Annotated in this window: 22 protein-coding genes and 1 pseudogene; 5 read left to right on the top strand and 18 right to left on the bottom strand. The window is 70.3% G+C overall.

Going from position 1 to position 26,354, the window contains the following annotated elements; all coding sequences use genetic code 11:
- Positions 1–38: 38 nt before the first annotated feature.
- From EAO75_RS16600 to EAO75_RS16565, 8 genes are all read right to left on the bottom strand, one after another.
- On the bottom strand, positions 39–1,061 hold the full coding sequence (locus tag EAO75_RS16600) for a TIGR03842 family LLM class F420-dependent oxidoreductase (protein WP_147995820.1): 1,023 nt from the start codon (positions 1,059–1,061) through the stop codon (positions 39–41).
- Positions 1,062–1,072: 11 nt separating this feature from the next.
- On the bottom strand, positions 1,073–2,476 hold the full coding sequence (gene hydA, locus EAO75_RS16595) for a dihydropyrimidinase (RefSeq protein WP_147995819.1): 1,404 nt from the start codon (positions 2,474–2,476) through the stop codon (positions 1,073–1,075).
- A 52-nt stretch (positions 2,477–2,528) separates the two neighbouring features.
- Positions 2,529–3,371: a nitrilase-related carbon-nitrogen hydrolase gene (locus EAO75_RS16590; RefSeq protein ID WP_147995818.1), complete on the bottom strand. Its 843-nt coding sequence runs from the start codon at positions 3,369–3,371 to the stop codon at positions 2,529–2,531.
- A gap of 155 nt (positions 3,372–3,526) precedes the next feature.
- Positions 3,527–5,095, bottom strand: coding sequence for a PucR family transcriptional regulator (locus tag EAO75_RS16585; protein ID WP_147995817.1), 1,569 nt, complete (start codon positions 5,093–5,095; stop codon positions 3,527–3,529).
- Positions 5,096–5,139: 44 nt separating this feature from the next.
- Complete coding sequence (locus EAO75_RS16580; RefSeq protein WP_147995816.1) at positions 5,140–6,423, bottom strand: aspartate aminotransferase family protein; 1,284 nt, start codon at positions 6,421–6,423, stop codon at positions 5,140–5,142.
- On the bottom strand, positions 6,420–7,262 hold the full coding sequence (locus EAO75_RS16575; protein ID WP_147995815.1) for a nitrilase-related carbon-nitrogen hydrolase: 843 nt from the start codon (positions 7,260–7,262) through the stop codon (positions 6,420–6,422). Before EAO75_RS16575 ends, EAO75_RS16580 begins: the two co-directional genes overlap by 4 nt.
- Before the next feature lie 189 nt (positions 7,263–7,451).
- Positions 7,452–8,987 carry a hypothetical protein gene (locus EAO75_RS47400; protein ID WP_147995814.1) on the bottom strand — a complete coding sequence of 512 codons (1,536 nt, stop codon included), beginning with the start codon at positions 8,985–8,987 and terminating at the stop codon, positions 7,452–7,454.
- A 130-nt stretch (positions 8,988–9,117) separates the two neighbouring features.
- Positions 9,118–9,378 (bottom strand): helix-turn-helix domain-containing protein, encoded by a 261-nt coding sequence (locus EAO75_RS16565; protein ID WP_147995813.1) that lies wholly within the window; start codon positions 9,376–9,378, stop codon positions 9,118–9,120.
- Positions 9,379–9,411: 33 nt separating this feature from the next.
- Here EAO75_RS16565 and map point away from each other — a divergent pair, with 33 nt between their 5' ends.
- Entirely contained in the window at positions 9,412–10,179 is a 768-nt protein-coding gene (gene map / locus EAO75_RS16560) for a type I methionyl aminopeptidase (RefSeq protein WP_147995812.1), read from the top strand.
- Positions 10,180–10,553: 374 nt separating this feature from the next.
- Complete coding sequence (locus EAO75_RS16555; protein ID WP_147995811.1) at positions 10,554–13,109, top strand: ATP-dependent Clp protease ATP-binding subunit; 2,556 nt, start codon at positions 10,554–10,556, stop codon at positions 13,107–13,109.
- A gap of 18 nt (positions 13,110–13,127) precedes the next feature.
- On the opposite strand, the gene ggt is transcribed toward EAO75_RS16555, so the two are convergent.
- On the bottom strand, positions 13,128–14,924 hold the full coding sequence (ggt, locus tag EAO75_RS16550; protein WP_147995810.1) for a gamma-glutamyltransferase: 1,797 nt from the start codon (positions 14,922–14,924) through the stop codon (positions 13,128–13,130).
- Between the two features lie 119 nt (positions 14,925–15,043).
- Between ggt and EAO75_RS16545 the strand changes: the two genes are divergently transcribed.
- Together EAO75_RS16545 and EAO75_RS16540 are read left to right on the top strand one after the other, a co-directional pair.
- A complete protein-coding gene (locus EAO75_RS16545; RefSeq protein ID WP_187284465.1) occupies positions 15,044–15,802 on the top strand; it encodes a hypothetical protein in 759 nt (252 codons plus the stop codon).
- 116 nt (positions 15,803–15,918) lie between these two features.
- Positions 15,919–17,487, top strand: a complete 1,569-nt coding sequence (locus tag EAO75_RS16540) for a CocE/NonD family hydrolase (RefSeq protein ID WP_147995809.1) — start codon at positions 15,919–15,921, stop codon at positions 17,485–17,487.
- 264 nt (positions 17,488–17,751) lie between these two features.
- Here the strand turns inward: EAO75_RS16540 and EAO75_RS16535 are convergent, their stop codons facing one another.
- The gene (locus EAO75_RS16535) at positions 17,752–18,159 is read right to left on the bottom strand and encodes a DUF6278 family protein (protein WP_147995808.1); all 408 of its coding nucleotides are present in this window, start codon (positions 18,157–18,159) and stop codon (positions 17,752–17,754) included.
- 222 nt (positions 18,160–18,381) lie between these two features.
- Here EAO75_RS16535 and EAO75_RS16530 point away from each other — a divergent pair, with 222 nt between their 5' ends.
- Positions 18,382–20,148: an SGNH/GDSL hydrolase family protein gene (locus EAO75_RS16530; RefSeq protein ID WP_147995807.1), complete on the top strand. Its 1,767-nt coding sequence runs from the start codon at positions 18,382–18,384 to the stop codon at positions 20,146–20,148.
- A 12-nt stretch (positions 20,149–20,160) separates the two neighbouring features.
- On the opposite strand, the gene EAO75_RS16525 is transcribed toward EAO75_RS16530, so the two are convergent.
- From EAO75_RS16525 to EAO75_RS16490, 8 genes and pseudogenes are all read right to left on the bottom strand, one after another.
- A complete protein-coding gene (locus EAO75_RS16525; RefSeq protein WP_147995806.1) occupies positions 20,161–20,940 on the bottom strand; it encodes an exodeoxyribonuclease III in 780 nt (259 codons plus the stop codon).
- A 56-nt stretch (positions 20,941–20,996) separates the two neighbouring features.
- Positions 20,997–21,632, bottom strand: coding sequence for an MBL fold metallo-hydrolase (locus tag EAO75_RS16520; protein WP_147995805.1), 636 nt, complete (start codon positions 21,630–21,632; stop codon positions 20,997–20,999).
- A gap of 50 nt (positions 21,633–21,682) precedes the next feature.
- Complete coding sequence (pcaC, locus tag EAO75_RS16515; RefSeq protein ID WP_147995804.1) at positions 21,683–22,981, bottom strand: 4-carboxymuconolactone decarboxylase; 1,299 nt, start codon at positions 22,979–22,981, stop codon at positions 21,683–21,685.
- A 395-nt stretch (positions 22,982–23,376) separates the two neighbouring features.
- A complete protein-coding gene (locus EAO75_RS47395) occupies positions 23,377–23,763 on the bottom strand; it encodes a tyrosine-type recombinase/integrase (RefSeq protein ID WP_261989320.1) in 387 nt (128 codons plus the stop codon).
- Between the two features lie 329 nt (positions 23,764–24,092).
- Positions 24,093–24,302, bottom strand: a pseudogene (locus tag EAO75_RS47390) (site-specific integrase); the annotation flags it as partial.
- 37 nt (positions 24,303–24,339) lie between these two features.
- Positions 24,340–24,480, bottom strand: coding sequence for an Arm DNA-binding domain-containing protein (locus EAO75_RS16495; RefSeq protein ID WP_222723958.1), 141 nt, complete (start codon positions 24,478–24,480; stop codon positions 24,340–24,342).
- Positions 24,481–24,572: 92 nt separating this feature from the next.
- On the bottom strand, positions 24,573–25,088 hold the full coding sequence (locus EAO75_RS47385; RefSeq protein ID WP_261989329.1) for a DUF6207 family protein: 516 nt from the start codon (positions 25,086–25,088) through the stop codon (positions 24,573–24,575).
- Between the two features lie 68 nt (positions 25,089–25,156).
- Positions 25,157–26,287, bottom strand: a complete 1,131-nt coding sequence (locus EAO75_RS16490; protein WP_147996039.1) for a fatty acid desaturase family protein — start codon at positions 26,285–26,287, stop codon at positions 25,157–25,159.
- Between the last annotated feature and the right edge of the window lie 67 nt (positions 26,288–26,354).

Below are 26,354 nucleotides of genomic sequence, written 5' to 3'. Positions count from 1 at the left end.
CGGGTGGAGCGATGATGCCGCGAGCTCGCCCGCGAGGGCTAGGAGTTGAGCGCGGGGATGACCGACGTGCCGTACGCGTCGATCACGGCTTCCTGCGCGTCGTGCATGTCGTAGACGGCGAACTGGTCGACGCCCAGCTCACGCAGGGCGTTCAGCTTCTCGATGTGCTTCTCGACCGGGCCGATGAGACAGAACCGGTCGACGATCTCGTCGGGCACGAACGCGGTGTCGGGGTTGTCGGCGCGTCCGTGGTGGGAGTAGTCGTACCCCTCACGGGCCTTGATGTATTCGGTGAGTTCGTCCGGTACGGCGGCGGAGTGCTGGCCGTACTTGCTGACCAGGTCGGCCACGTGGTTGCCGACCATCCCGCCGAACCACCGGCACTGCTCGCGCGCGTGGGCGAGCGCTTCGGGTGAGTCGTCCTCGGTGACGTACGCCGGGGCGGCCACGCAGATCTTCACCTCGGACGGGTCACGGCCGGCCGCGACCGCCGCGTCCTTCACGGCCTTGACCATGTACTCGGTCAGATAGAGGTCCGCGAGCTGAAGGATGAACCCGTCGGCCTCCTCGCCGGTCATCTTCAGGGCCTTCGGACCGTACGCCGCCATCCACACGGGGAGTTCGGCGCCTTCCTTGATCCAGGGGAACCTGACGACCGTTCCCCCGCCCAGGTCGGCCTCCCGGCCGCTGCCGAGGGCCCGGATGACCTTCATGGCCTCGCTGATCCGGGCCAGGGTGTTGGGCTTGCGGCCGGCGACGCGCATGGCCGAGTCACCGCGTCCGATGCCGCAGACCGTGCGGTTGCCGAACATGTCGTTGAGGGTGGCGAACGTGGAGGCGGTGACCTCCCAGGTTCGGGTGCCCGGGTTGGTCACCATCGGGCCGACCGTCAGCTTCTGCGTGTTGGCCAGGATCTGGCTGTAGATGACGAACGGCTCCTGCCACAGCACGGCCGAGTCGAAGGTCCAGCCGTAGCTGAACCCGCTGCGCTCGGCGCGTTTCATCAGGCTGACGACCCGCGAGGCCGGCGGGTCGGTCTGCAGGACGAGTCCGAAGTCCATGTGCTCCGCTCCTAGTTGAGGTACTGACAGGTGGAGCGGGGCGTGTAGACACCGTGCCCGGCGTGACCGGTGTACTCCCGCTCGGTGATGACGAGTTCGCCGCGCGAGAGGACCGTCTCGACCCGGCCGGTGGTCTGCTTGCCCTCGTAGGCCGAGTAGTCGACGTTCATGTGGTGCGTGTCGGCCGACATGACCTGCTGGGCCCCCGGGTCGTAGATCACGACGTCGGCGTCGGCGCCCGGAGCGATGGTGCCCTTCTTCGGGTACATGCCGAACATCCGGGCCGGGGTCGCGCAGGCGATCTCGATCCAGCGGCGGCGCGTGATGTGCCCGTCGACGACGGCCTGGTGGAGCAGGTCCATGCGGTTCTCGACGCCCGGCAGACCGTTGGGGATCTTGGAGAAGTCGCCCCGGCCGAGCTCTTTCTGGCCCACGAAACAGAACGGGCAGTGGTCGGTGGAGACGACCTGGAGGTCGTTCGTCCTGAGGCCCTTCCACAGCTGCGCCTGGTGCTCGCGCGGTCGAAGCGGCGTCGAGCACACGTACTTCGAGCCCTCGAAGTCCGGCTCGGCGAGGTTGTCGGTGGACAGGAACAGGTACTGCGGGCAGGTCTCGCCGAACACGTTCAGACCCTCGTCGCGCGCCCGTGTCAGCTCGGCCACCGCCTCCATGGCCGAGACGTGCACGACGTACAGGGGCGCGCCCGCGACCTGGGCCAGCCGGATGGCCCGGTGGGTGGCCTCGGCTTCGAGGAGCGCCTTGCGTACCTCACCGTGGAAGCGGGGGTCGGTCTCCCCCCTTGCCAGCGCCTGCTCCACCAGAACGTCGATCGCGATGCCGTTCTCGGCGTGCATCATGATCAGACCGCCGTTCTCGGCGGAGCGCTGCATGGCGCGCAGGATCTGGCCGTCGTCGGAGTAGAAGACGCCGGGGTAGGCCATGAACTGCTTGAAGGAGGTGACGCCTTCCTCGACGAGGTGGTCCATCTCCTTGAGCGTCCCCTCGTTCACATCGGAGACGATCATGTGGAAGCCGTAGTCGATGGCGCAGTTGCCCTCGGCCTTGGAGTGCCAGGCATCGAGGCCCTCGCGCAGTGAGTGGCCCACGCTCTGCACCGCGAAGTCGACGATCGTGGTGGTACCGCCCCAGGCGGCGGCCCGGGTGCCGGTCTCGAAGGTGTCGGAGGCGAAGGTGCCGCCGAACGGCAGCTCCATATGGGTATGGACGTCGACGCCGCCCGGGATGACGTACTTCCCGGTGGCCTCGATGGTCCGCTCGGCCGTCCAGGCCTCGGCGGCCGGGGTGCCGCTGGCGGCGAGGGCGGCGATACGGCCGTCCTCGATCAGGACGTCGGCGTGCATCTCGTCGGACGCGGTGATGACGAGACCGCCGCGGATGACGGTACGGCTGGTCATGGTCCCTCTTCTCGCAGTGTGACTCGCGATGTGAACGGTGCGGTCGATGCGATCAGGGTGCCGTCAGCGGCGTGTAGGCCCCCGGCGCCCGGTCGCGGTAGAACTGCCAGCGGTCGCGGACCTCGCGGAGCTTGGCCAGGTCCAGGTCGCGCACGACGAGTTCGGTCTCCTTGTCGCTCGCCACCTCCCCGACGAACTGGGCCTCCGGGTCCACGAAGTAGGTGGTGCCGTAGAAGTCGTTGTCGCCGAGGTCCTCCACACCGACCCGGTTGATCGCGCCCACGAAGTACTCGTTGGCGACGGCCGCCGCCGGCTGCTCCAGCTGCCACAGGTAGCGGGAGAGCCCGCGCGAGGTGGCCGAGGGGTTGAACACGATCTCGGCGCCGCCCAGGCCCAGTGCCCGCCAGCCCTCCGGGAAGTGACGGTCGTAGCAGATGTAGACGCCGATCTTCCCGACGGCCGTCTCGAAGATCGGCCAGCCGCTGTTCCCCGGACGGAAGTAGAACTTCTCCCAGAATCCCTCGACCTGGGGGATGTGGGTCTTGCGGTACTTGCCCAGGTAGGAGCCGTCCGCGTCGATCACGGCCGCGGTGTTGTACAGGACGCCCGGCTGCTCCTCCTCGTACATCGGCAGCACGAGGACGATGCCCAGTTCCTTGGCGAGCGCCTGGAAGCGGCGGACGGTCGGGCCCTCGGGGATCTGTTCGGCGTACTCGTAGAACGCCTTGTCCTGCACTTGGCAGAAGTAGGGCCCGTAGAACAGCTCCTGGAAGCACAGCACTTGAGCACCTTGCGCGGCCGCGTCGCGGGCCGCCTGCTCGTGTACCTGGATCATCGATTCCTTGTCGCCCGTCCACGCGGTCTGGAAAAGGGCGGCACGGATCACTCGGCTCATCGGGACCTCCGGTCGCTCGGTGTTCGAGGAGCCTAAGAAGTCCGTGGCGGCGGATTGAGTGGCACGGTGTCACGTCTGAGGGCGTGCGGCGTGCCACGGTGTCACCCTGTCGTGGTCCCATGTTTCACCGCCGTTTTCCCAGGTCGTGGCAGGTTTCAGCTCTGTTGCGCGTCGTGCGCGAGGAGTGCGATGTGCACGGATGCGGCCTGTTCGAAGTCGTCGAGGTCGACGCCGAGCCGCGTCTGTATCGCCTCCAGGCGGCGGTAGAGCGCGGGCCGCGAGACATGGTGGAGCTGGGCGGTGCGGGACTTGTTCCGGCCGGTCGCGAGGTAGGTGCGCAGCACGGACAGCATGTCCTCGTCGGCCGCGCACAGCAGCCCGTCCAACTCCCGCTCCGCGAACGACTGGACATGCGGGTCGTCGCGCAACAGCCGGATCAGGCCGCGCAGATGGACGTCCCTGAGGCGTACGACGGCCGGGAGGTCGAGCACGGCCGAGGAGTCGGCGACGGCGTCGGCGACATGCCGGGCCTCGCGCAGTCCGGTGGGCACGTCGTCCCAGGCGGTACGGGGGTCGGCGGCGGCCACGACGGTGCGGGCGGCCTCCGAGTGCACCCGGGCCGCGAAGTTCGCCGTCAGCACCGAGGCGTCCTGGTCCCGGGCGAGGCTCAGCAGCACCGCCACGGCCCCTTCGGCCAGCTCGGCGACGAGCCCGGACAGCCCCACCATCCGCAGTACGCGGTCGAGTTGGTCGGGTTCGACGTCCCGCACGACCAGCGGGACGAACGTCCGCCGGTTGACGGGCAGCCCGGCCGCCCGCGCCCGCGGCAGCAGTTGCCGTGCCGGTACGACCCCGCTGACGAGGTCGGTCAGCAGGCTCTGCGCGGACTGCTCCTCCCAGGTGTGCGCGGAGTTCCCGCCGAGCATGCGGTGCAGGACGAGGGCTTCGGCGGCGCGGTCGGCCAGCAGCCGCCCGGTGGCGGTGTCGCCGCGGTACCCGCACAGCACGATCTGGCCCCAGCGCTCCCCGCGCCCGTCGAGTTCGGCGCGGATCCAGCCGTCGCCCTCGCTGCCGCCGGCCTGCCGGGAGATGCGCTCCCAGTCGCGCAGCACGTCGTCCACCGCCGGCCGCTCGCCGGCAGTGGCGAGGACGCGGTGGGCGAGGTTGGTGACGACGACGGGGCAGGCGCTGTGCGAGGCGACCTCGTCGAGCAGCCGTTGCAGCGGGGCGCCGGCGGTGATGAGTCCGGTCAGCGCGGTCCGTACCGCCTCCGAGAGGCTGACGGCGGCGAACTTGCGGCGCACGAGCCGGCACTGGACCTCTTCGGTCAGTTCGGCGAAGGGGAAGGGCCGGTGCAGGACGACCATGGGCAGCCCGCACCGCTCGGCCGCCCGGCGCATCACGTCCGGCGGGGTGGGGAACGCCCGGCCGAGTCCGAGCACGACGGCCGCCGCCTCGGCCCGGTGCAGGGAGCGGATGTACTCGGCCTGCTTGTCCTCGTCCCCGGCGAGCAGCACCCCGGTGGTGAGCACCATCTCGCCGCCAGTGAGCATCACGCCGACGTCCGGCGCCTCGGCGACGTGCACCCAGCGCACCGGCCGGTCGAGCTGACCGGCGCCGGCCACCACCTCGGGCTCCCCGGCCAGCACCCGCTCCAGGGTGAGGACCTGCCGGACCGACAGAGCGGGTTCCAGGGTGTGCGTGGGCTCCGAGGTGGTGGTCATGGCGGCGTTCCTTACTCAGGCACCAGGTACTCAGGTGGTCCCTGCTAGATGCTCCTCAGAGCGTTCTCGAGGATCGCGGCGCCTTCCTCGGCCTCCGCGACGGTGAGGGACAGGGGCGGGGCGATACGCAGGGACGTGGTGTTGTGGCCGCCGCCCTTGCCGATGAGGAGGCCGCCCTCGCGGGCCGCCTCCAGGACGGCGGACGCGGCGGCGGGGTCGGCCTCGTCGGTGCCGGGGCGGGTCAGCTCGATGCCCAGCATCAGGCCCCGGCCGCGCACCTCCCGTACGTGCGGCACCTGCGCGGCGACGGCCCGCAGTCGCTCCAGGAGCAGCCCGCCGACGCGCCGGGCGTTGCCCTGGAGGTCGTGTTCCAGCAGGTAGGAGAGGTTGGCGAGGCCGGCCGCCATGGTGATCTGGGTGCCGCCGAAGGTCGAGATGCTGTTGGAGTCGAGGCAGTTCATGATCTCGGCGCGGGCGACGACGCCGCCGATGGACATGCCGTTTCCGATGCCCTTGGCGAAGGTCAGTATGTCCGGCGGGCCGGAGCGCGCGTGCGCCTGCCAGCCCCAGAAGTGGTCGCCGGTGCGGCCCCAGCCGGTCTGCACCTCGTCGGCGATCCACAGGATGCCGCGCTCGGCGAGCACGTCACGGAAGGCGGCGTACAGCCCGTCCGGACCGGAGGTGAAGCCGCCGACGCCCTGGATGGGCTCGGCGATCAGCGCGGCCGGCGGGCGGGTGTGGCCGAGGAGGTCCACCAGGTCGTCGACGCAGGCGGCGATGAAGTCGTCGTCGGAGAGATGGGCGTAGGGGCCCCGGGTGCGGACGCCGCCGTGGACGTACAGCGTCTGGAGCGGCGACAGCGAGGTCGGCGACCAGCCGCGGTTGCCGGTGATACCGACGGCGCTGAAGGAGCGGCCGTGGTAGCTGTTGCGCATCGCGAGGATCGAGTTGCTCTGCCGGTGGGTCGTCGCGAGCAGCAGGGCGGTGTCGTTGGCCTCGGTGCCGGAGGTGGTGAAGAAGACGCGGGCATCCGGGATGCCGCTCAACTGGGCGATGCGCTCGGCGAGTTCGACCATGGGCCGGTTGAGGTACAGGGTCGAGGAGTGGATGATCCGTCCGGCCTGCTCGCTCACCGCCTTGGTGACCTCGGGCAGCGCGTGCGCGGTCATCGTGGTGAGGATGCCGCCGAAGAAGTCGAGGTAGCGGTTGCCGGCGGCGTCCCAGACGTGGCGGCCCTCGCCGTGGGTGATCTCCAGCGGCTCCTCGTAGTACAGGGCGAGCCAGTCCGGCATGACGGCTCGGTGGCGTCCCATCAGGTCCTTGGTCACGGCTGCACCAGTCCTTCGTACGCGTCGGGGCGGCGGTCGCGGTAGAAGGCCCACTGCTGCCGCACCTCGTCGATCAGGTCGAAGTCGAGGTCGCGCACGACGAGCTCCTCGCTCTTGTCGCTGGCGATCTCCCCGACAACCTGCCCACGCGGATCGACGAAATAGCTCGTCCCGTAGAAGTCGTTGTCGCCGTACGGCTCCTGTCCCACCCGGTTGATCGCGGCGATGAAGTACTCGTTGGCGACGGCCGCCGCGGGCTGCTCCAGCTGCCACAGGTAGGAGGACAGGCCGCGCGAGGTGGCCGACGGGTTGTACACCAACTGGGCGCCGTTCAGACCGAGTTGCCGCCAGCCCTCCGGGAAGTGACGGTCGTAGCAGATATAGACACCCACCTTCCCGACGGCGGTGTCGAAGACGGGCCAGCCGATGTTTCCCGGCTTGAAGTAGTACTTCTCCCAGAAGCCCTTGACCTGCGGGATGTGGTGCTTGCGGTACTTGCCGAGGAAGGTGCCGTCGGAGTCGATGACGGCGGCGGTGTTGTAGTAGAAGCCGGCCCCCTCGACTTCGAACACCGGTACGACGATGACCATCCCGGTCTCGCGGGCCAGCTCCTGCATACGACGCACGGTCGGCCCGTCGGGGACGGGCTCGGCCCAGCTGTAGTGCTCGGGTTCCTGGACCTGGCAGAAGTACGGGGCGTTGAAGACTTCCTGGAAGCCAATGATCTTGGCGCCCTGCCGGGCCGCCTCGCGTGCGTGCTCCTCGTGTTTCGCCACCATGGACTCGGTGTCGCCGGTCCAGGTGGCCTGGACCAGAGCGGCGCGTACGACGTTGGCCATGAGCTGCTCCTTCGACGGGACGTCAGAGCCTCTACGCCCGTAGAGGGGGGCCGTAGAGGCTCGAAAGTAAGCCCCCGGGAGAGCCTTGCCAAGACCATCGTCGTTAACCCGCTGAGTCGATCAGGTTTCACCCTCCTGTGGGTGATGGATGGGGCCGGTGGGAGGGGTGTGACGCCGTGACACAAGGGGTCACGCGGTGAAGCCGGCCACCCTCAGGGCGTGCACGAGATCCCACTGGCACTCGTCGGAGACCCCCTGGGCGGCCTCCAGCAGGAGGGGTACGAGCGTCCTCGGGTCGGGCGCGACGCTGCGGGCCGCCTCCTCCGGGGTGCGCACGCGGACGTACGCGTCGAGCAGCGCGCGGACCTCGCGGCGGCGCCCCTCGCCGGCCAGCCCCAGCACGGCCTGCCCGATCTCGGGCGCGGGCCGCGACACGCCCTGCCGCAGGATCTGCTCCCCGTCCTCGGCCCGCCCCGCCGCGGTCAGCGCGTCGGCGGCGGCGACCAGCCGCTCGGCGGGCAGCGAGGCGGCCTCCCACAGCAGCGTCGCCCAGTCGGCCCCGAGCCCGGCGCGCTGCATCTCCGCGGCGAGCAGCGGAAAGCGCGCGGCGGGCCAGTACGCGGCCTCGACGAGCAGCACATGCGCCTCGCCACTGCGCCCCTCGCCCCGCAGTCGTACCAGCGCCCCCACGGTGGCGGCGACCTCCTGCCGGGCGACCGGGTCCAGGGGTTCGGCCCACGACTGCGCCGACGCCGCGCTCCCCCCGTCCTCGGCCCCGGCGAACCGGGCCCCACGCGGGGTGCGTCCCGTACGGTCGGCCTGCGCAGGCAGGGTAGGCAGCACGGGCGCCTCGGTCGGGGGTACGACGACGGGGGCGGACTCCTCCTCGACCATCCCGGCGAACCGGGCACCGCCTCGACGGCGTTTGCGCTGCTTGGGGGTGGGGGCGCTGGTACGACTGCGGGGCGAGGGGCGCAGTGGCGAGGCGCATGTGCTGCTCGTCGAGGCCGCGTACTGGCCGCCCTCGCCGCGTACGACGCCCGTCCCGGCGCGCGCGAGGCCCTCGGTGACCGCCTCGACGGCATGCTCCGCGAACAGCGCTACGCCACCGAACGGCAGACGGAACTGGGCCGGTTGCTCGCCTCCGCCATGAGCTCGGAAGCCGTCCCCATCCCCCACCCGATCCCGCAGTACCGCCTGCCCCCGTGCCCTCGCTGCCCGGTGGTCCAGGTCGGCCGCGCGGGTTCGGAGTTCGGCGCAGCGGGACGTCGCGCGTTCGTGGTCGTCGCGAGCCCAGGCGAGGTCGAGGCGGATGGCGTCGGCCTCCTCCCTGCTGGTGGCGGAGGCGAGCAACCGGCCCAGTTCCGTCTGCCGTTCGGTGGCGTAGCGCTGTTCGCGGAGCATGCCGTCGAGGCGGTCACCGAGGGCCTCGCGCGCGCCGGGACGGGCGTCGTACGCGGCGAGGGCGGCGGCGTGCAGAGCGCGGGCGCGTTCCGTCTCGGGGTCGGCGCCGCCGGGGCCGTACTGGGCGGCGAGGTCGTGCAGCAGGGACTCGACCACGTCCCAGGGCGGCATCTCGCGGCCGTCGAGGCAGGCCCGCATGCCTTCCGGGTCACGCTGCCAGAACACCCCGCACCAGCCGTCGCCCTGATCCAGGCGCGCCATCAGGCCGTCCAGGTAGTTCACGAACTCCCGAACCCGTGCCGGAAGTTGATCCACTGACATGCCAACTCCCACCAGACCGGAGCACTCCGGTCCGTTAGGCAACACCAGCCGTGTTACGGGCGCGCTACGGGAAGTTTTCCGACTGAACGCAGAGTACGCCGCAGCTGCCGGAACGTGACGTGCGTGCCGCTCAGGCGGCGGCCTCGACAACCGGCGCACACCGGCTGTGGAGTTCGTCCATCGACAGCCCGAGGGCGTCCGCCAGCGCGGCGACGGTGAAGAAGGCGGGTGTCGGCGCCCGGCCGGTCTCGATCTTGCGCAGCGTCTCGGCGGAGACGCCGGCGCTCGCCGCGACGTCCGTCATGCTGCGGCCGCCGCGGGCCTCGCGGAGCAGCCGGCCGAGCCGCTCGCCGCGTTCACGTTCTTCGGGAGTGAGAGGGGTGCGCACCATGGCGCCCATTCTAATACCGGTATAGTAATTGGCATGGTGGAGCTGAAGACGGACACGTCGATCAAGGCGATGTACGCGGCCGGGCAGGTCGTGGGCCAGGCCCTCACGGCCGTACGCAAGGCGGCTGACGTGGGGGTTTCCCTGCAAGAGCTGGACGAGGTGGCGCGCGAGGTGCTGCGCGGGGCCGGTGCGACGTCCCCGTTCCTCGGCTATCGCCCCTCCTTCGCGCCCGTCCCGTTCCCCGCCGTCATCTGCGCCTCGGTGAACGACGCGATCGTGCACGGCATCCCCACCGGCTACCGCCTGCGCGACGGCGACCTGGTCTCCATCGACTGCGGCGCCGAACTGGACGGCTGGGTGGGCGACTCGGCGATCAGTTTCACCGTGGGCAGGGCCCGCCCGGCCGACGTACGCCTCATCGAGACGGCGGAGCGGGCGCTGGCCGCGGGCATCGGGGCGGCCGTCGTCGGCAACCGCATCGGCGACATCGCGCATGCGATCGGCTCGGTGTGCCGCACGGCCGGTTACGGCATCCCGGACGGTTTCGGCGGGCACGGCGTGGGCCGCAAGATGCACGAGGACCCCTCGGTGCCCAACGAGGGCCGCCCGGGCCGGGGCCTGCCACTGCGGCACGGCATGGTCCTCGCCATCGAGCCGATGCTCGTGGCGAGCGGCAAGGACGGCTACCACGCGGCCTCCGACGGCTGGACCCTGCGCACGAACGACGGTTCCCGCGCGGCCCACACCGAGCACACGGTGGCGATCACCCGGGCGGGGCCGCGGATCCTGACGGCCCGCTGAGCCCGGGGCGCGGTGGGGCTGCGTCCCTCGTCCCCGGCCGTCGTGACGTCGGGACGGCATCGCGACGGAGGCGACGTCGGCAGCCGCGTGCCGCATGCCTCGGCCCGGCTGCCGGTGCCCGCATCCATGTCCGGCGCGCCGTCCGCCTGTCCGCAACGACGCTCCCGCGGACCGCCCTGCTCGACGACCGCTGATCGAGCAGGAGCGGCGCGGTCGTCCCCCGGCGTTCCTTGAGGTGCCCCCGGCCACCGTTCGTGCGAAGGTGTTTTACGAACGCGGCCAGGTGTAACCGGCTTCCGCCCGGGTTACCCGACTCCGGCACGTCGATCAGCGAGGGTGACCCTGCCCGCGCAGGGACGCCGGATGGGAACGCCATGACCAGCGGCTTCACTGGTGGTCCGGAGGACTACGACCCCTTCGGAGAATTCCTCGCCCGCTTCTTCGGCGGCCCGCGCCCCGGCCCCCGGCAGATCGACATCGGCCGCCTGCTCAGTCAGCCGGCCCGGGAACTGGTGCGGGGCGCCGCGCAGTACGCCGCCGAGCACGGCAGCCGCGACCTGGACACCCAGCACCTGCTGCGCGCCGCGCTGTCCGCCGAGCCGACCCGGAGTCTGCTCACCCGGGCGGGTGCGGACCCGGACTCGCTGGCGACGGAGATCGACGAGCGTTCGGGCCCGGTCCAGCACCCGCCGGGCGAGGCCCCGCCGCCGACCTCGCTGTCCCTGACCCCGGCCGCCAAGCGGGCCCTGCTGGACGCGCACGACCTGGCCAGGACGCGGGGAGCCGGTTACATCGGCCCGGAGCACGTGCTCAGCGCCCTCGCCGCAAACCCCGACTCGGCGGCCGGGCACATCCTGAACGCGGCCCGGTTCGCCTCCTCGGGCATGCCGCCCGAGGCCCCGGACGCGGCCCAGCCCAGGCCGGGCGTCGATCAGCGGCCACGCGTCGACAGCGGTACGCCCACCCTCGACAAGTACGGCCGCGACCTCACCGAACTGGCCCGCCAGGGCCGTATCGACCCGGTGATCGGCCGTGACGAGGAGATCGAGCAGACCATCGAGGTGCTCTCCCGGCGCGGCAAGAACAACCCGGTGCTGATCGGCGACGCGGGCGTCGGCAAGACCGCGATCGTGGAGGGCCTGGCCCAGCGGATCACCGACGGCGACGTGCCCGACGTGCTCAGCGGCCGCCGGGTCATCGCGCTGGACCTGACGGGCGTGGTCGCAGGCACCCGCTACCGGGGTGACTTCGAGGAGCGGCTCACCAACATCGTGGACGAGATCCGCGCGCACTCCGACCGGCTGATCGTCTTCATCGACGAGTTGCACACCGTCGTGGGCGCCGGAGGCGGCGGCGAGGGCGGGTCCATGGACGCCGGGAACATCCTCAAGCCGGCCCTCGCGCGCGGCGAACTGCACGTCGTGGGCGCGACCACGCTGGAGGAGTACCGCCGCATCGAGAAGGACGCGGCGCTCTCCCGCCGCTTCCAGCCGATCCTGGTTCCCGAGCCGACGACCGCCGACACGATCGAGATCCTGCGCGGCCTGCGCGACCGCTACGAGGCCCACCACCAGGTCCGCTACAGCGACGAGGCGCTCGTCGCCGCCGTGGAGCTGTCCGACCGCTACCTCACCGACCGGCGTCTGCCGGACAAGGCCATCGACCTGATCGACCAGGCGGGCGCCAGGGTACGACTGGGCGCCCGCTCCAAGGGCACGGACGTACGGGCCATGGAGCGCGAGGTCGAGCAGCTGACCCGGGACAAGGACCAGGCGGTCGCCGACGAGAGCTACGAGCAGGCGACCCAACTGCGTGACCGGATCGTCGATCTGAAGCAGCGCATCGCGGACGCCTCCGGCGACGAGGAGGTCGACGAGGGCATCGACCTGACGGTCACCGCCGAGGCCATCGCGGAGGTCGTGTCCCGGCAGACCGGCATCCCGGTGAGCAGCCTCACCGAGGAGGAGAAGGACCGGCTGCTCGGCCTGGAGGAGCATCTGCACGAGCGGGTCGTCGGGCAGGAGGAGGCGGTGCGCGTGGTCTCCGACGCGGTGCTGCGCTCCCGGGCCGGACTCGCCAGCCCCGACCGGCCGATCGGCAGTTTCCTGTTCCTCGGCCCGACCGGGGTCGGCAAGACCGAGCTGGCCCGGGCGCTCGCCGAGGCGCTGTTCGGCAGCGAGGAGCGCATGGTCCGCCTCGACATGAGCGAGTACCAGGAGCGCCACACGGTCAGCCGGCTGATCGGCGCCCCGCCCGGCTACGTCGGCCACGAGGAGGCCGGCCAGCTCACCGAGGTGGTGCGCCGGCACCCGTACTCGCTGCTCCTGCTCGACGAGATCGAGAAGGCCCACCCGGACGTCTTCAACATCCTGCTCCAGGTGCTGGACGACGGGCGACTGACCGACTCACAGGGCCGCACCGTGGACTTCACCAACGCGGTCGTCGTGATGACCAGCAACCTCGGCTCGGAGGCGATCGGCCGCGGCGGCACCGGCATCGGGTTCGGCTCGGGCGACGAGGTGGCCGAGGAGGAGGCTCGCAGCGAGCGGATCCTGCGGCCGCTGCGCCAGCAGTTCCGGCCCGAGTTCCTCAACCGCATCGACGAGATCGTCGTCTTCCGCCGGCTGACTCCCGACCAGTTGGAGCGGATCACGAACCTGCTGCTGGACAGGACCCGCCGTCTGCTGCACGCCCAGGGCGTCGCGGTCGAGTTCACCGGCGCGGCCGTCGACTGGCTCTCCGAGCGCGGCTACCAGCCCGAGTACGGCGCCCGCCCGCTGCGCCGCACCATTCAGCGGGAGGTCGACAACCAGCTGTCCCGGCTGCTCCTGGACGGCCGGATCGGCGAGGGCGGCCGGGTCACGGTGGACGTGGCGGACGGGCGGCTCGCCTTCCGCACGGAAGACCTGCCGCCCGCCCCCGAGTTGTGAACCAGGTGGGCCCAGGCGCTACGACGCCGGGCGCACCACCATCGCCGAGCCGCCGCCGCGCCGTACCTTCTCGGCGGCGGCGAGCCACTGGCCGTTCGGAAGTCGCTGCACGCCGGTGGCCGCGCCGATCTCGGGGTTGAGCCGGAAGCCGTGCCCGATGGCCTCCAGCTGAGCCCTCAACGGACTGTTGTACAGGCCCGGTTCGAGCTCGGTGGTGGTCTGGTTGCGCTGGCTGGCGCGCGGCGCGGCGATCGCGTCGACCAGCGGCAGCCCCCGGTCGAGGAATCCGGTCAGCGACTGGAGCACGGTGGTGATGATCGTGGCCCCGCCGGGCGAACCGAGCGCCACCACAGGCCTGTTGTGCTGGTCCAGGACGATCGTCGGGGACATCGAGGAGCGCGGACGCTTGCCCGGACCCGGCAGGTTCGGGTCGTGGACGGCCGGGCTGGCGGGGGTGAAGGAGAAGTCCGTCAGCTCGTTGTTGAGGAGGAAGCCGCGGCCCGGCACGGTGATGCCGCTGCCGCCGGTCTGCTCGATGGTGAGGGTGTACGAGACGACGTTGCCCCACTTGTCGGCCACGGTGAGGTGGGTGGTGCTGTCGCCCTCGTAGGTGGTCGGGGCCGCCGTACCGCTCGCGTCACAGGCCGCCGGATCGCGCGGGTCGCCCGGCGCGACCGGGCTCGTCAGCACCGCGTCGTCCTTGATCAGGCACGTCCGGGAGTCGGCGTAGCGCTGCGACAGCAGCTCCTTGGTCGGTACGTCCTCGAAGGCGGGGTCGCCGACCCAGCGCCCGCGGTCGGCGAACGCGATGCGGCTGGCCTCGATGTAGCGGTGCAGGTACTGGGCCTCGCTCGCCTTCGAGAGGTCGGTACTCTCCAGGATGTTGAGGGCCTCGCCGACGGTCGTGCCGCCGGAGGAGGAGGGCGCCATGGAGTAGACGCCGAGACCGTGGTACGAGGTCTTGGAGGGTGCCTGGGACTTGACCCGGTAGGCGGCCAGGTCCTTGGCGGTCACATCGCCGCGGCGGGCGTTCCAGCCGGAGGCCGGGTCCACGGGCGGGTTGTCGACCGTGTCGACGATGTCGTCGGCGATGTCGCCCCGGTAGAGCGCGCCGACGCCCTCGCGTGCCAGCTCGGCGTAGGTGCGGGCGAGGTCGGGGTTCTTGAAGGTGGAGCCGACGACCGGGAGCGATCCGCCCGGCAGGAACAGCTTCGCGGTGTCCGGGAAGTAGCGGAACCGGGTCTCGTTGGCCGCGGTCTGCGAGCGGAAGGTGTCGTCGACGGTGAAGCCGTCGCGGGCGAGGCGCTCGGCGGGCTTCAGCACCGACCCGAGGCTCCTGCTCCCCCACTTGTCGAGCGCCTGCTGCCAGGTGGCGGGCGTGCCCGGGGTCCCGACGCTCAGACCGCTGCTGACGGCCTCGGCGAACGGAATCGCCGTGCCGTTCTCCAGGAACAGGTCGGCGTCGGCGCTCAGCGGCGCGGTCTCCCGGCCGTCGAGGGTGCGCACCGTACGGGACTTGGCGGCGTAGTAGACGAAGTAGCCGCCACCGCCGACGCCGGCGGAGTAGGGCTCGGTGACGCCGAGCGCGGCGGCCGTGGCGACGGCGGCGTCGACGGCGTTGCCGCCCTTGCGCAGGACCTCGATGCCGGCGGCGGAGGCGTCCGCGTCGACGCTGGAGACGGCGCCGCCGTATCCGACGGCCACGGGAACCTTTTCGACGGGGCTGCCGTGCGCCGTGGGCGGCGCCGCTCCCACCGACACCACAGCAGCCGAGATCGCCAGGATCGACAGTTTCCGCGCGACAGGGCGACGCATCCGCACCTCCAGCCAGGGACCGTCCGCGCAGCCTATTCGATCGGCATGCCCCCGTCAGCCCGCCCTCGGCAAGCTCTCATCGAACGCGGGTTTGCGTTGGCCCGCTAGCATGCGCGCCCATGAATGACGACGTGCGCAACATAGTCCTGGGCGTGGTCGCGGCGGCCATCAGCGCCGGACTGGGCTGGCTCGCCCGTACCTATCTGTGGAAGCGCAAGCTGCGGCGCAAGCAGGCGTTCTTCGGGCTGCCCGACAATGCCGAGTCCTTGCTGGTGGTCAACCGCGGGGCGGGCGGGCCCGAGTTGACGGTGATGCGCTACGACGTGTTCGCGCTGCTGGAGCTCGCCGCTCTGATCAAGGACTGCAACGCCCACGCGCAGATCATCCCGCACGACGCGGCGCGCCAGGGCTTCGGTGAGCGCACCGAGTTCTGCGTGGGCGGCCCGGCGTCGAACCGCCGCATGATGGCGCACCTGGCGTCCCTGCTGCCCGGGGTCGGAGTGAACGTCGACGCCGACCCCGGCCCCGACCGGGGCGCCCTCCAGATCGGCTCCGAGCGCTATCGGGTGGAGGTCGGCAAGGAGGAGTACGCGCTCCTCGCCCGGCTCACCGTCGGCGAGAGCCAGGGCCCGCGCCCCGTCTTCCTCTTCTGCGGGCAGACCGCGATCACCAACCAGGCCGCCACCCGCTACCTCGCCCGCAACCACGAGCGGCTGACCCGCAAGCACGGCACCGGCTCCTTCGTGCTGTTGCTGAAGGTGGTCAACTCGCAGGCGTACGGCCCGGATGTGGTGGAGCTGGTCGCGGACGTGACACGGGCGGCGCAGGCACCCCTGCCGACACCGGCGGCTCCGCGCAACGCACACCGAGCCTCCTGAGGTCCGTTACATTCCGGTAATCGTTACTGCCACGTAACTTACCGACGGGTTACTTGCGGTAAGGAGCCGAGGTTACCGTCGGGTCACTTTGCATTGACACGAGTGAGGAGTGACCCGTGGGACTCCATCGCAAGGCCCTGCGTACGACCGCCGTGGGCGCCGTCTCCGCGACTCTGGTCGCCGGTAGCGCCCTCGGGCTCGCCCCCGCCGCCCAAGCCGCCCCGAACAGCGTGCGCTTCGTCGACATCACCGGCGACGGCGGCACGACCCTCAAGGCGAACGTCGTCACGCCGGCCGGCGCCGACGGCAAGCGCAGCTACCCGCTGCTCGTCATGCCCACGAGCTGGGGCCTGCCCCAGGTCGAGTATTTCGCGCAGGCCCAGAAGCTCGCGAACTCGGGCTATGTCGTGGTCAGTTACAACGTGCGCGGCTTCTGGCAGTCGGGCGGCGAGATAGAAGTGGCCGGACCGCCCGACATAGCCGACGCGTCCAAGGTCATCGACTGGGCGCTCGCCAACACCCCGGCCGACGCGCGGCACATCGGCATGGCGGGCGTCTCGTACGGCGCCGGCATCAGCCTGCTGACCGCCGCGCACGACAAGCGGGTCAGGGCGGTCGCCTCGCTCAGCGGCTGGGCCGACCTGATCGACTCGATCTACTCCGGCCGCACCCAGCACGTCCAGGCGGCCGCACTGCTCGACGGCGCGGGCCTCGTCACCGGCCGCCAGAGCGCCGAACTCCGGCAGATCTTCAACGACCTCTACGCCTCCAACCTGTCCAAGGAACAGGACATGATCAATTGGGGGAAGAAACGTTCGGTCGCTACATACCTGGACCAACTCAACGACAGTGGCTCCGCGGTCATGATGGCCAACGCCTGGGGCGACACGATCTTCCCGCCCAACCAGTACGCGGACTTCTACGAGAAGCTCACCGGCCCCAAGCGGCTGGAGTTCCGCCCCGGCGACCACGCCACCGCCGAACTGACCGGGCTGTTCGGCCTGCCCAACGACGTGTGGACGGACACCGAACGCTGGTTCGACCACTACCTCAAGGGCGAGGACAACGGCATCAACCGCGAGCTGCCGGTCCAGCTCAAGTCCCGGGCCGGCGGCGGCTACGAGGGCTACCCGGACTGGAAGTCGGTCGGCGCGGCGAACCGGAAGATCGACCTCGCGGGCACGACCACGATCCGCACGAACGTCGACTCGGGCGCGAACGGCGGGGTCGTCTTCCTGTCCAGCATCCTCGACCAGGTGGCCCAACTGCCCCCGATGGCCTCGATCCCGCTGATCCCCCGGATCTGGGCGGGCGTCTGGCAGTCGGAGAAGTACGCCACGGCCCAGCACGTACGCGGCACCGCGAAGTTGCACACCACCGTCACCCCGACCAAGGAGAGCGGCACCCTCGTCGCCTATCTCTACGACGTGGGCCCGCTCGGCCTCGGCAAGCTGGTCAGCAACGCGCCGTACACCTTCCACGGACGCACGCCCGGACAGCCGTTCGGCGTCGACCTGGAGCTGTACTCCACGGCCTACGACGTCCCGGCAGGGCACCGTCTCGCCCTGGTCGTCGACACGGTCGACCCGCTCTACATCGAGCACAACCCGTCCGGCGCGCGGCTGACCTTCTCCTCGCCGGCGAACGACCCGTCGTACGTGTCGATTCCACTGCGCGAACAGTGATCTCCGGCCGGCGCCGGACGGGTATGGCTCTGTGACTGCTGCCCCCTGCTGCCCCTGTCCCCAGGGGCCGTGGGGGGATCCCCACCCGGCAGCAGCGTCCCTGGGGACGGACGGAACATCGTAGTCGAGGTCGGACACGGCGAGGATTTCGGCGTAGCGATGGCCGCAAGCTACCCAGGCGAGAGCGGACTTAATACGCGACACGCACTTTTCGGACATAAGCCGTATTTACTCGGTTCTTATGTCATTCCATACGCCAGGAGCTCAGGCTTCCGAGACCTCCGCGTACAGCTGCGACAGCTCCGGCACCCCGCTCGCGGCCCACTCCCGCCCCGAGGTCACGACGTCGAACTCCCGTCCGGAGGCGAGCCGGACGACCGGCTGACCGTCCGGCCAGATCTCCCAGGCGGCTCCGGGTACGGTGCGCACGATGACGGTGCCGAGGTACAGCCCGGCGTCGTTGCCCAGCCAGGGCAGGCTCTCCTCGTCGTCCCGCCAGCGCGGCAGCAGCTGGTCGAGGGCCTCCAACGAGGCCACGGTGTCATCGAGTTGGATCCCCGCCCGGGACGCGTGTGAGCGCAGGAGTTCGCACTCGGCGAGCAGATCGGCGATGCCCTCGGCGTCGGGGGCCCCGCGCTTCTCGGGCCGGTGGCCCAGAAAAGGGATCTTCATACCCACAGCGTGTCATTCGCACGGCCGAACGCACCACAGGCGCGCTGGCCGTCGATTCCGGTCGAGTTCACGCCGACTTGTGGCATGGCTCGTTGACGGGTCACGGGTGCCTCTCTACGTTCGCGGTGCGTCCTGCGTCTCGTCTGAACGGCTCATCTCACCCGAACTTGTCATGCGCGGTCATACGCAGTCCTGAACGGTCGTGAACGGGAGGAGTCGGCCGTGCGCCGATGTGTGTGGATTTCAGCGGTCGTCCTTGCCCTTTTCGCGGCCCTGGTGCCGGCGGCCTCCGCACACGCGGCCGGCGAGCGCAGAGCCACGCCGCTCCCGCTGGAGCGGCTCTTCGACAACACGGCCGTCAGCGACGACGCCCGGCCGGCCGAGGCGGACTTCGACGGGGCGGGCGCCTCTCTGTCGGCGCAGGACCTCGCGGCCGCCGGGTGGACGCCCGGCCGTGCGCTGACCGTGCAGGGCGCCCGGCTGACCTGGCCGAACCGGCAGTCCGGCGAGCCGGACAACGTCCTGGCCGCCGGGCAGGACGTGCGGGTGCGCGGCCGCGGCGACGCGCTGGCCTTCCTGGTGGCGGGCACGGCCGACATCGACGTCGGCGCGGCGGGGACGGTGCTGTACGCCGACGGCACCCGGTCCGCCTACCGGCTGACCGCCCCCGACTGGCGTACCGGCCCGCTCGCCACCAAGGCGGTCGCCCTGCCACACCTCAACACACCCGGCGGCCAACTCGCCGAGCGAGCGCGGCTGTACGTCGTGACCGTGCCGATCGTGGCGGGCCGCGCGGTCGCCTCCGTACGGCTGCCGCAGGCGGCCGGACTGCATGTGTTCGCGGTGACGGTACGGGCCGCGACCACGGGCTGGACGGGGAGTTGGGCGACGGCGACGGGCGGCTATCCGACCGTGGGGCCGTGGACCGACCGGACGCTGCGCCTGGTGGTGCACACCTCGGCGGGCGGGCCGCGGGTGCGGCTGCGGTTCGACAACACCTTCGCGGCGGGGCCGGTGCGGATCGGGAGCGCCACGGTGGCCGTGCAGCAGTCGGGCGCGGCGGCGAAGGCGACGCCGGTCCGGGTCTCCTTCCGGGGTGCGGCCGGCGTCGAGATCCCGGCGGGAGCGCAGGCGTACAGCGATCCGCTCGGCTTCGCCGTGCCGGCTGACGCCAACCTGCTGGTGAGCTTCCACCTGCCGGGGACCGTGCCGGCGGCGCCCGTGCACCGGCTCGCGCAGCAGCGTTCGTACGTGAGCGGGCCGGGCGACCATACGGCGGACGCCTCCGCGACACCGTACGGCACCATCCTGACCAGCTGGCCGCTGCTGACGGGCGTCGACGTGGGCGGTGGGCCGGGGTCCGTGGTGCTGCTGGGGGACTCGATCACCGACGGCGACAAGTCCACGACGGACGCGAACCGGCGGTGGCCCAACGTGCTGGCCACCCGGCTGCTGAACCAGAGTGCGGTCCCGCGCTACGGGGTGCTCAACCAGGGGATCTCCGGCAACCGTGTGGTCTCCGACCGCTATCCCGGGGACGGCGTCTCCACGGACACGGCCGGGGTGAGCGCCCTGTACCGGTTCGACCGGGATGTCGTGGCCCAGACGTCGGTGCGGACGGCGGTGGTGTTCGAGGGCATCAACGATGTGCGGGCGGGCACGACCGCAGAGCAGGTGATCGCCGGGCTGCGCGCGATCGCGGACCGTGGGCATGCCCGGGGGCTGCGGATGCTGGCGGCGACGGTACTGCCGTGTGAGGGGGAGGTGCGGTGCACGGCGGCCGTGGACGTGGAGCGGGCCGAGATCAATGCCTGGATCCGCGGTGCCGGGGTGTACGACGGGGTGCTCGACTTCGATGCCGTGGTGCGGGACCCGGCGCGGCCGTCCCGGATGCTGCCCGCGTACGACAGCGGGGACCACCTGCATCCGGGCGACACGGGACTCGCGGCGCTGGCCGAGTCGGTGGACCTGCGGCTGCTCGGCAGCTGAGCGGACCGGTGACTACACGTCGAGATCCACGACCACCGGCGCATGGTCCGACGCGCCCTTGCCCTTGCGCTCCTCGCGGTCCACGTAGGCGTCGGTGACCGCCTTCGCGAACGGCTCGTTGCCGTAGACCAGGTCGATGCGCATGCCACGGTTCTTGGGGAAGGCGAGCTGGCGGTAGTCCCAGTACGTGTACGGGTGGTCGTACTTCAAGGGGCGCGGAACCACGTCGGACAGGCCGGACTCGCGCAGGGACGTGAGGGCGGCGCGCTCGGCGGGGGTGACGTGGGTGAGGCCCTCGAAGGCGGCCACGTCGTAGACGTCGTCGTCGGTCGGGGCCACGTTGTAGTCCCCCATCACCGCGAAGGGGCGGCTGCCGCCCGCGTCGCCGGCGACGGCCGCCTTGAGGGCCTCGAACCACTGGAGCTTGTAGGCGTAGTGGGGGTGGTCCACCTCGCGGCCGTTCGGCACGTACACCGACCAGACGCGGACCGGGCCGCAGGTCGCGGAGATGGCGCGGGGCTCCTCGGCGCCGTCGTAGCCGGGGTCGCCCGGCAGGCCCTTGACGACGTCCTTGAGGCCGACGCGGGAGAGCACCGCCACGCCGTTCCACCGGCCGGTCGCGTTGACCGCCGCCTCGTAGCCGAGGTCGCGCAGCGGGTCGAACGGGAAAGCGTCCTCGGCGACCTTGGCCTCCTGGAGGCAGAGCACGTCGGTGCCACTGCTCTCCAGCCAGGCAAGGAGCCTCGGCAGGCGGGCGGTGATCGAGTTCACGTTCCAGGTCGCGATGCGCATGCCTGACAACCTACCGGGCGGGACTGACAACCCGGCCCCGCCCGGGGTGGGACCGGTCACAGCTCCGCGGAGTCCCCCGGCGTCAGACGCAGGTGCTCCGAGCCGCCCAGGCCGCCGATCTGGCGGTCGTAGATCGGCCGGGCCAGGTCGGTGAGGAGGGCGTCGTGGATGTCGTAGGCGCGCTGCGGCTTGACCTCGCGGACGTAGTCGATGACTTCCGCGATCTTGTTCCACGGCGCCATCACGGGGAGCATCAGCGTCTCGACGGGGCGGTCCGGCACGGTGAATGCGTCGCCGGGGTGGAAGACGCGCCCGCGGTCGATGAGGTAGCCGACGTTGGTGATGCGCGGGATGTCCGGGTGGATGACGGCGTGCAGTTCCCCGTGGACCTGGACGTCGAAGCCGGCGGCGGTGAAGGTGTCGCCGTGGCCGACGGTGTGCACACGGCCCGGGAACGCCGCCGAGATCTTCTCGGCGACGGACTTCAGCGTCCAGATCCGCGCGGCCGGGTTGGCCTCCATGGCCGCCCGCAGCCGGGCCTCGTCGAAGTGGTCGGGGTGCTCGTGTGTGACGAGGATCGCGTCCGCGCCGAGGGCGGCGTCCTCCTCGCTGAACCCGCCGGGATCGAGAACGAGCGTCTGTCCGTCCTTTTCGAGCCGGACGCAGGCGTGCGACTTCTTCGTGAGCTTCATGGCTCCATCCTGGCGCGCACCCACTGCGGATGCTCCCCCACCCCGGATGCTCACTCCTGCGGAGTGGTCTCCTCGCGTATGACCTGCTGGGCGACCTTGAACGCGCTGTTGGCCGCCGGTACACCGCAGTAGACGGCCGCCTGGAGCAGCACTTCCTTGATCTCGTCCGGGGTGAGGCCGTTGCGCAGGGCGGCGCGGGTGTGGAAGGCGAGTTCGTCGAGGTGACCGCCCGCGACCAGGGCGGTGAGGGTGACACAGCTGCGGGCGCGCCGGTCGAGGCCGGGTCTGTCCCAGATCTCGCCCCACGCGTAGCGGGTGATGAACTCCTGGAAGTCGCCGGAGAACTCGTCCGCCTGCGCCAGCGCCCGGTCGACGTGCGCGTCGCCGAGTACCTCGCGACGGACCTTGATGCCGGCGTCGTACGGGTCCGGCCGTCCGGTGGTCCGCGGCGACACGACAGCCGGGGCGATCTCGGCGATGGGCGTGGGCTGGGGCGGTGCGGCAGCCAGGACCGGCTTGGCGGGGGCGGCGACGATGGCCATCTGGCCGGTGGTGGAGTCGTAGGCGGGCTGCCAGGCGGTGGAGAAGTGCCGGACCAGCAGGTCGGTGACGGCGGCGGGCTGCTCGACCGGGACGAGGTGGGAGGCGCCGGGGACGACGGCGAGGCGGGCGTCCGGTATGCCCGCGACCAGGGTGCGGGCCTCTGCGGGGCCGGTGACCTGGTCGTCCGAGCCGACGAGGACGAGCGTCGGCACGGCGACGCCGGAGAGCTGCGACCGTACGTCGAAGGAGGCGAGGGCCTCGCAGGCGGCGATGTAGCAGCCGGGGTCGGTGGTGCGCACCATCTGCACGGCCCACTCGGTGATGGCGGGCTGGGCGGCGGCGAAGCCGGTGGTGAACCAACGGTCGGGCGAGGTGCGGGCGATGGGGTCGAGGCCGTTCGTGCGCACGATCACGCCCCGCTGGCGGAACTCGTCGGCCGTGCCGAAGCGGGGCGACGCGGCGATCAGCGCCAGCGAGGCGATGCGCTCGGGGTGGCGCAGCGCGAGTTCGATGCCGAGGGCACCGCCGAACGCGCAGCCCGCGTAGCCGAAGCGCTGCACGCCGAGGCTGTCGAGGGTGGCGAGCAGCCGTGCGGCGAGGTCGCTGACGGAGCCGGCCGGGTAGGCGGGCGCGCCGCCGTGTCCGGGCAGGTCGAACCGGAAGACACGCCACTGCTGGGTCAGCTCGGGGACCTGGCGGTCCCACATGTGCCAGGTGGTACCCAGGGAGGGGCCCAGGATCAGGACGGGAGCCTCTTCTGGCCCGTCAAAGCGGTATTGCAAGGTGTTCGGGGGCGTCTCACTCACCCGTCAGACCCTCTCATCTCTCACGGGATCTCACATGGCCGGTCCTTAACCTAACGGCTCTTGTCCCTGTCGCTGCGACAGGCCCGGCATGGCCGGAATCCTCGAGGGTCCAAATATGTGTTCTCCGGCGTGTACGCGTGGCCGTGCCGACAGTAGGTCCTCTGGGCGCGCGCCCGCTTCCAGTCCCTGCGCCCAAGAGCTTCCTCCCTCCTCACCGCTTCCAAGTGGACCGGGTTGCAGCATCGCGTGTGGTGAGGCCGGCGAGACTCGGCACGACTCACCTGGAAACCTTCCGGAATCTCGCCCACCAGCAGCCTGAACACCACACGATGAACCAGGTCGGTCTTCCCCTCGTAAGAGACTAGGCAAATCGCTCGGCTGATAGGCCGCCGCGCTCACGCTTGCCCCTCCATGGCGTCTTCCGAAGATCCGCGCAATCCGTCCCACGTTGTGGCGGCTTCGCGAAGATTCTCGACATCCGGCTTCACATACCACTTCTTCGTGGTCTTCACGTTCGTGTGCCCGGCCCACCGCGCAAGGATGTGATCTGGCACACCATTGTTTGCCAGGTACGTGAGGCACGACGAACGAGCGTCGTAGAGACGAACGCGGCGAAGACCGAGGATTTCCATGAGCCGGTACGCACGTCGCCGGAGCTGCTTGATCGTGAAGGCTTCTCCGGTCTCGTGCACCAGGACATAGCCGGAGTCCGCGTAAGCCTCACCCAGAGCCAGCTTCTCCTTGGCCTGGACAGCCTTGAACGACTTGAGAGCAGCCAGCACCGGAGCCGGCAACGGGAGCACCGGCTGCCCATCATGGTGCGCGTGTTGGCAATGGTGATCGTGGCGTTGTCCGGGTCGACGTCTTCCCACCGGAGTCCGCAGACTTCAGCCGGACGCAGACCCATGAGGGACAGCAGAAGCGGAGCGTAGAGCCGTTTATCGCTGACGCCACGGACGAACGTCTGAACCTCCAGGACGTTCCAGGGCTTCACCTCCTGCTTGTTCTTCCGCTCTGCCTTGCGTGCCCTACGCGGAATGGTCACGTGCTGGGCCACGTTCATGGGCACCAACCGACGCGTCACGGCTCGGTTCAGAGCGTCCTTCAGCCGAGCCAGGCTCATGTCCACACTGGTCACTCCGAGCGGAGTGCCGGCCTTACCACCCTGTACGCGCCCGTGCTTCAGAGCCCAGTGCATCCACTCTTCTACGTCCTCTTCAGTGAGTTCCTGAAGACGGATATTGCCCAGCCTCCCCCGCACCCGGTCCAGGGTGTTCTGGTAGTTGTAGATGGTGGTCTCTTCCAGGTCCTCCGCCTTCATGGCTAGCCACTGCTCGAGCCACTTATTCACGGTGCCCTTATTCGGCGATACCAACGTCCCTTCCTGGCGACGGTTGGTGATGCGCGCGGTATTCGGCCTTCGCTTCCTTCAGCGTGCCGAACGTACGGGTTAGCTGCTTTCGCTTCCCGGTGGTGGGGTCAATGCCCACATCGACCACGAACCGGTACCGGACTTGCCCCTTTGCGTGGGGTGGCAACTTCTTGATCGGGTCGGGCAGGATTACTCACTCTCCTTCAGGACGTGAAAACGTCAAATCCGACGGGCGGCGCTCGCGGCGCGGGCGATCCCGGATACGGTGACCTCCGCATCGCCTCGCAGGGCAGGGCAGCATCGAAATCTTGGAGGACGCGTTCGCGACCGCGTCGGGGGGCGGCTGGTAGAACCGACGCCACCACTGGTCCAGGGCCCTTCACACCGGAGGGCCCTGCACCATGCCCGCAGCGGACAACGGACAGAACAAAACCCCATCCATAATTTCGGCTCACCCGCCCATCCCGGCAGCAGAGCCGGGTCGGACACAGGGGCGGCGAGCATCGGTTCCGGCAGCGCCCGCGTCACAGCCCCATGCCTTCCACCCAGCCCGCCCGTCGGCAAAGCGAGCGTACGCACCCGACTATCGGCCCGACCATGGCAGGTCAGCGCACTACAACACCTCGCCGGGGACTGTGTGTTGAGCTCCTGGAGCACGTCCAGGTAGCAGTGCAGCCGGACACCGGGCTGTCCCGGATCCCGTGTCGTACGGCCTAAGTCGCGGTTGCCCACCATCCGCACGGATCTCACCGAACCCGGCGGTGCCGCCGGTACGGCCGAAAGATCTGAGCCAATACCGGGAATCAGGCCGCGACGAGCTCCTGCTCGCGGGCCGGCGTTTTGACCTTGGGCTTCCTGTTCGGCAGCGAGAGCCGGAAGACCTTGTGCCACGCGGAGAACACCTGCTTGGGCAGCGGGCCGGTGACGTACTCCAGCTCGTACTTTTCGAACAGCGCGCGCACCTTCACCGCGACCTCGGCGTACCGGTTGCTCGGCAGGTCCGGGAACAGGTGGTGCTCGATCTGGTGCGACAGGTTGCCGGTCATGAAGTGCATGGCTCTGCTGCCGCTGATGTTCGCCGAGCCCATCATCTGGCGCAGGTACCACTGGCCGCGCGTCTCGCCCTTGATCGACCGGCGCTCGAAGACCTGCACGCCCTCGGGGAAGTGCCCGCACATGATCACCGAGTGGGACCAGATGTTGCGGACCAGGTTCGCGGTAAACGTGGCGGCGAGCGTGGTGAGGAACGACGGGCCTGCCAGCAGCGGGTGGATCACGTAGTCCTTGAGCACCTGCTTGCGGATCTTGCGGCCCACGGCCTTGGCCCGCGCGCGGAACTCCGGGTTCTTGCGGCGGCGTTTGTGCAGGTTCTTGCCGAGCTCCAGGTCGTACGCTGCGATGCCGTACTCGAAGAAGCAGGCGTTGATGAAGTTCCACAGGGGCTGGCCGAGGTGGATCGGGTGCCACTTCTGGTCCTCGTCGACGCGCATGATGCCGTAGCCGAGGTCGTTGTCCTTGCCGATCACGTTGGTGTACGTGTGGTGCAGCTCGTTGTGCGAGTGCTTCCACTGGTCGGACGGCGAGACGTGATCCCATTCCCACGTGGTGGAGTGAATCTTCGGGTCTCGCATCCAGTCCCACTGGCCGTGCAGGACGTTGTGACCGATCTCCATGTTGTCCATGATCTTCGCCACGGACAGCCCGGCGGTGCCGAGCAGCCACGCGGGCGGGAAGAACGAGAACAGCAGCACGCCCCTGCTGACCAACTCGAGCTTGCGCTGCGCCGAGATGACCTTGCGGATGTAGGCGGCGTCCTTCTCGCCACGGCTGGCGATCACCTCGTCGCGGATCGCGTCCAGCTCTCGGCCGAGCTCCTCGATCTGCTCCGCTGTCAGGTGGGCGGTGCGGACGGCTCGGCGGATGGTGGCGCCCATGTGGCCCGAGAGGGCGTTGGCGTAGGGAGGGACGCCCTGCTGGACAAGGAGATGCCGCAGTCCCTCG

The sequence above is a fragment of the Streptomyces sp. UW30 genome (genome assembly GCF_008042075.1).
In the GTDB taxonomy this organism is placed as follows: Bacteria; Actinomycetota; Actinomycetes; order Streptomycetales; family Streptomycetaceae; genus Streptomyces.
The sequence above is the reverse complement of the archived record's forward strand: the minus strand, read 5'-3'. Positions and strand labels throughout refer to the sequence as shown.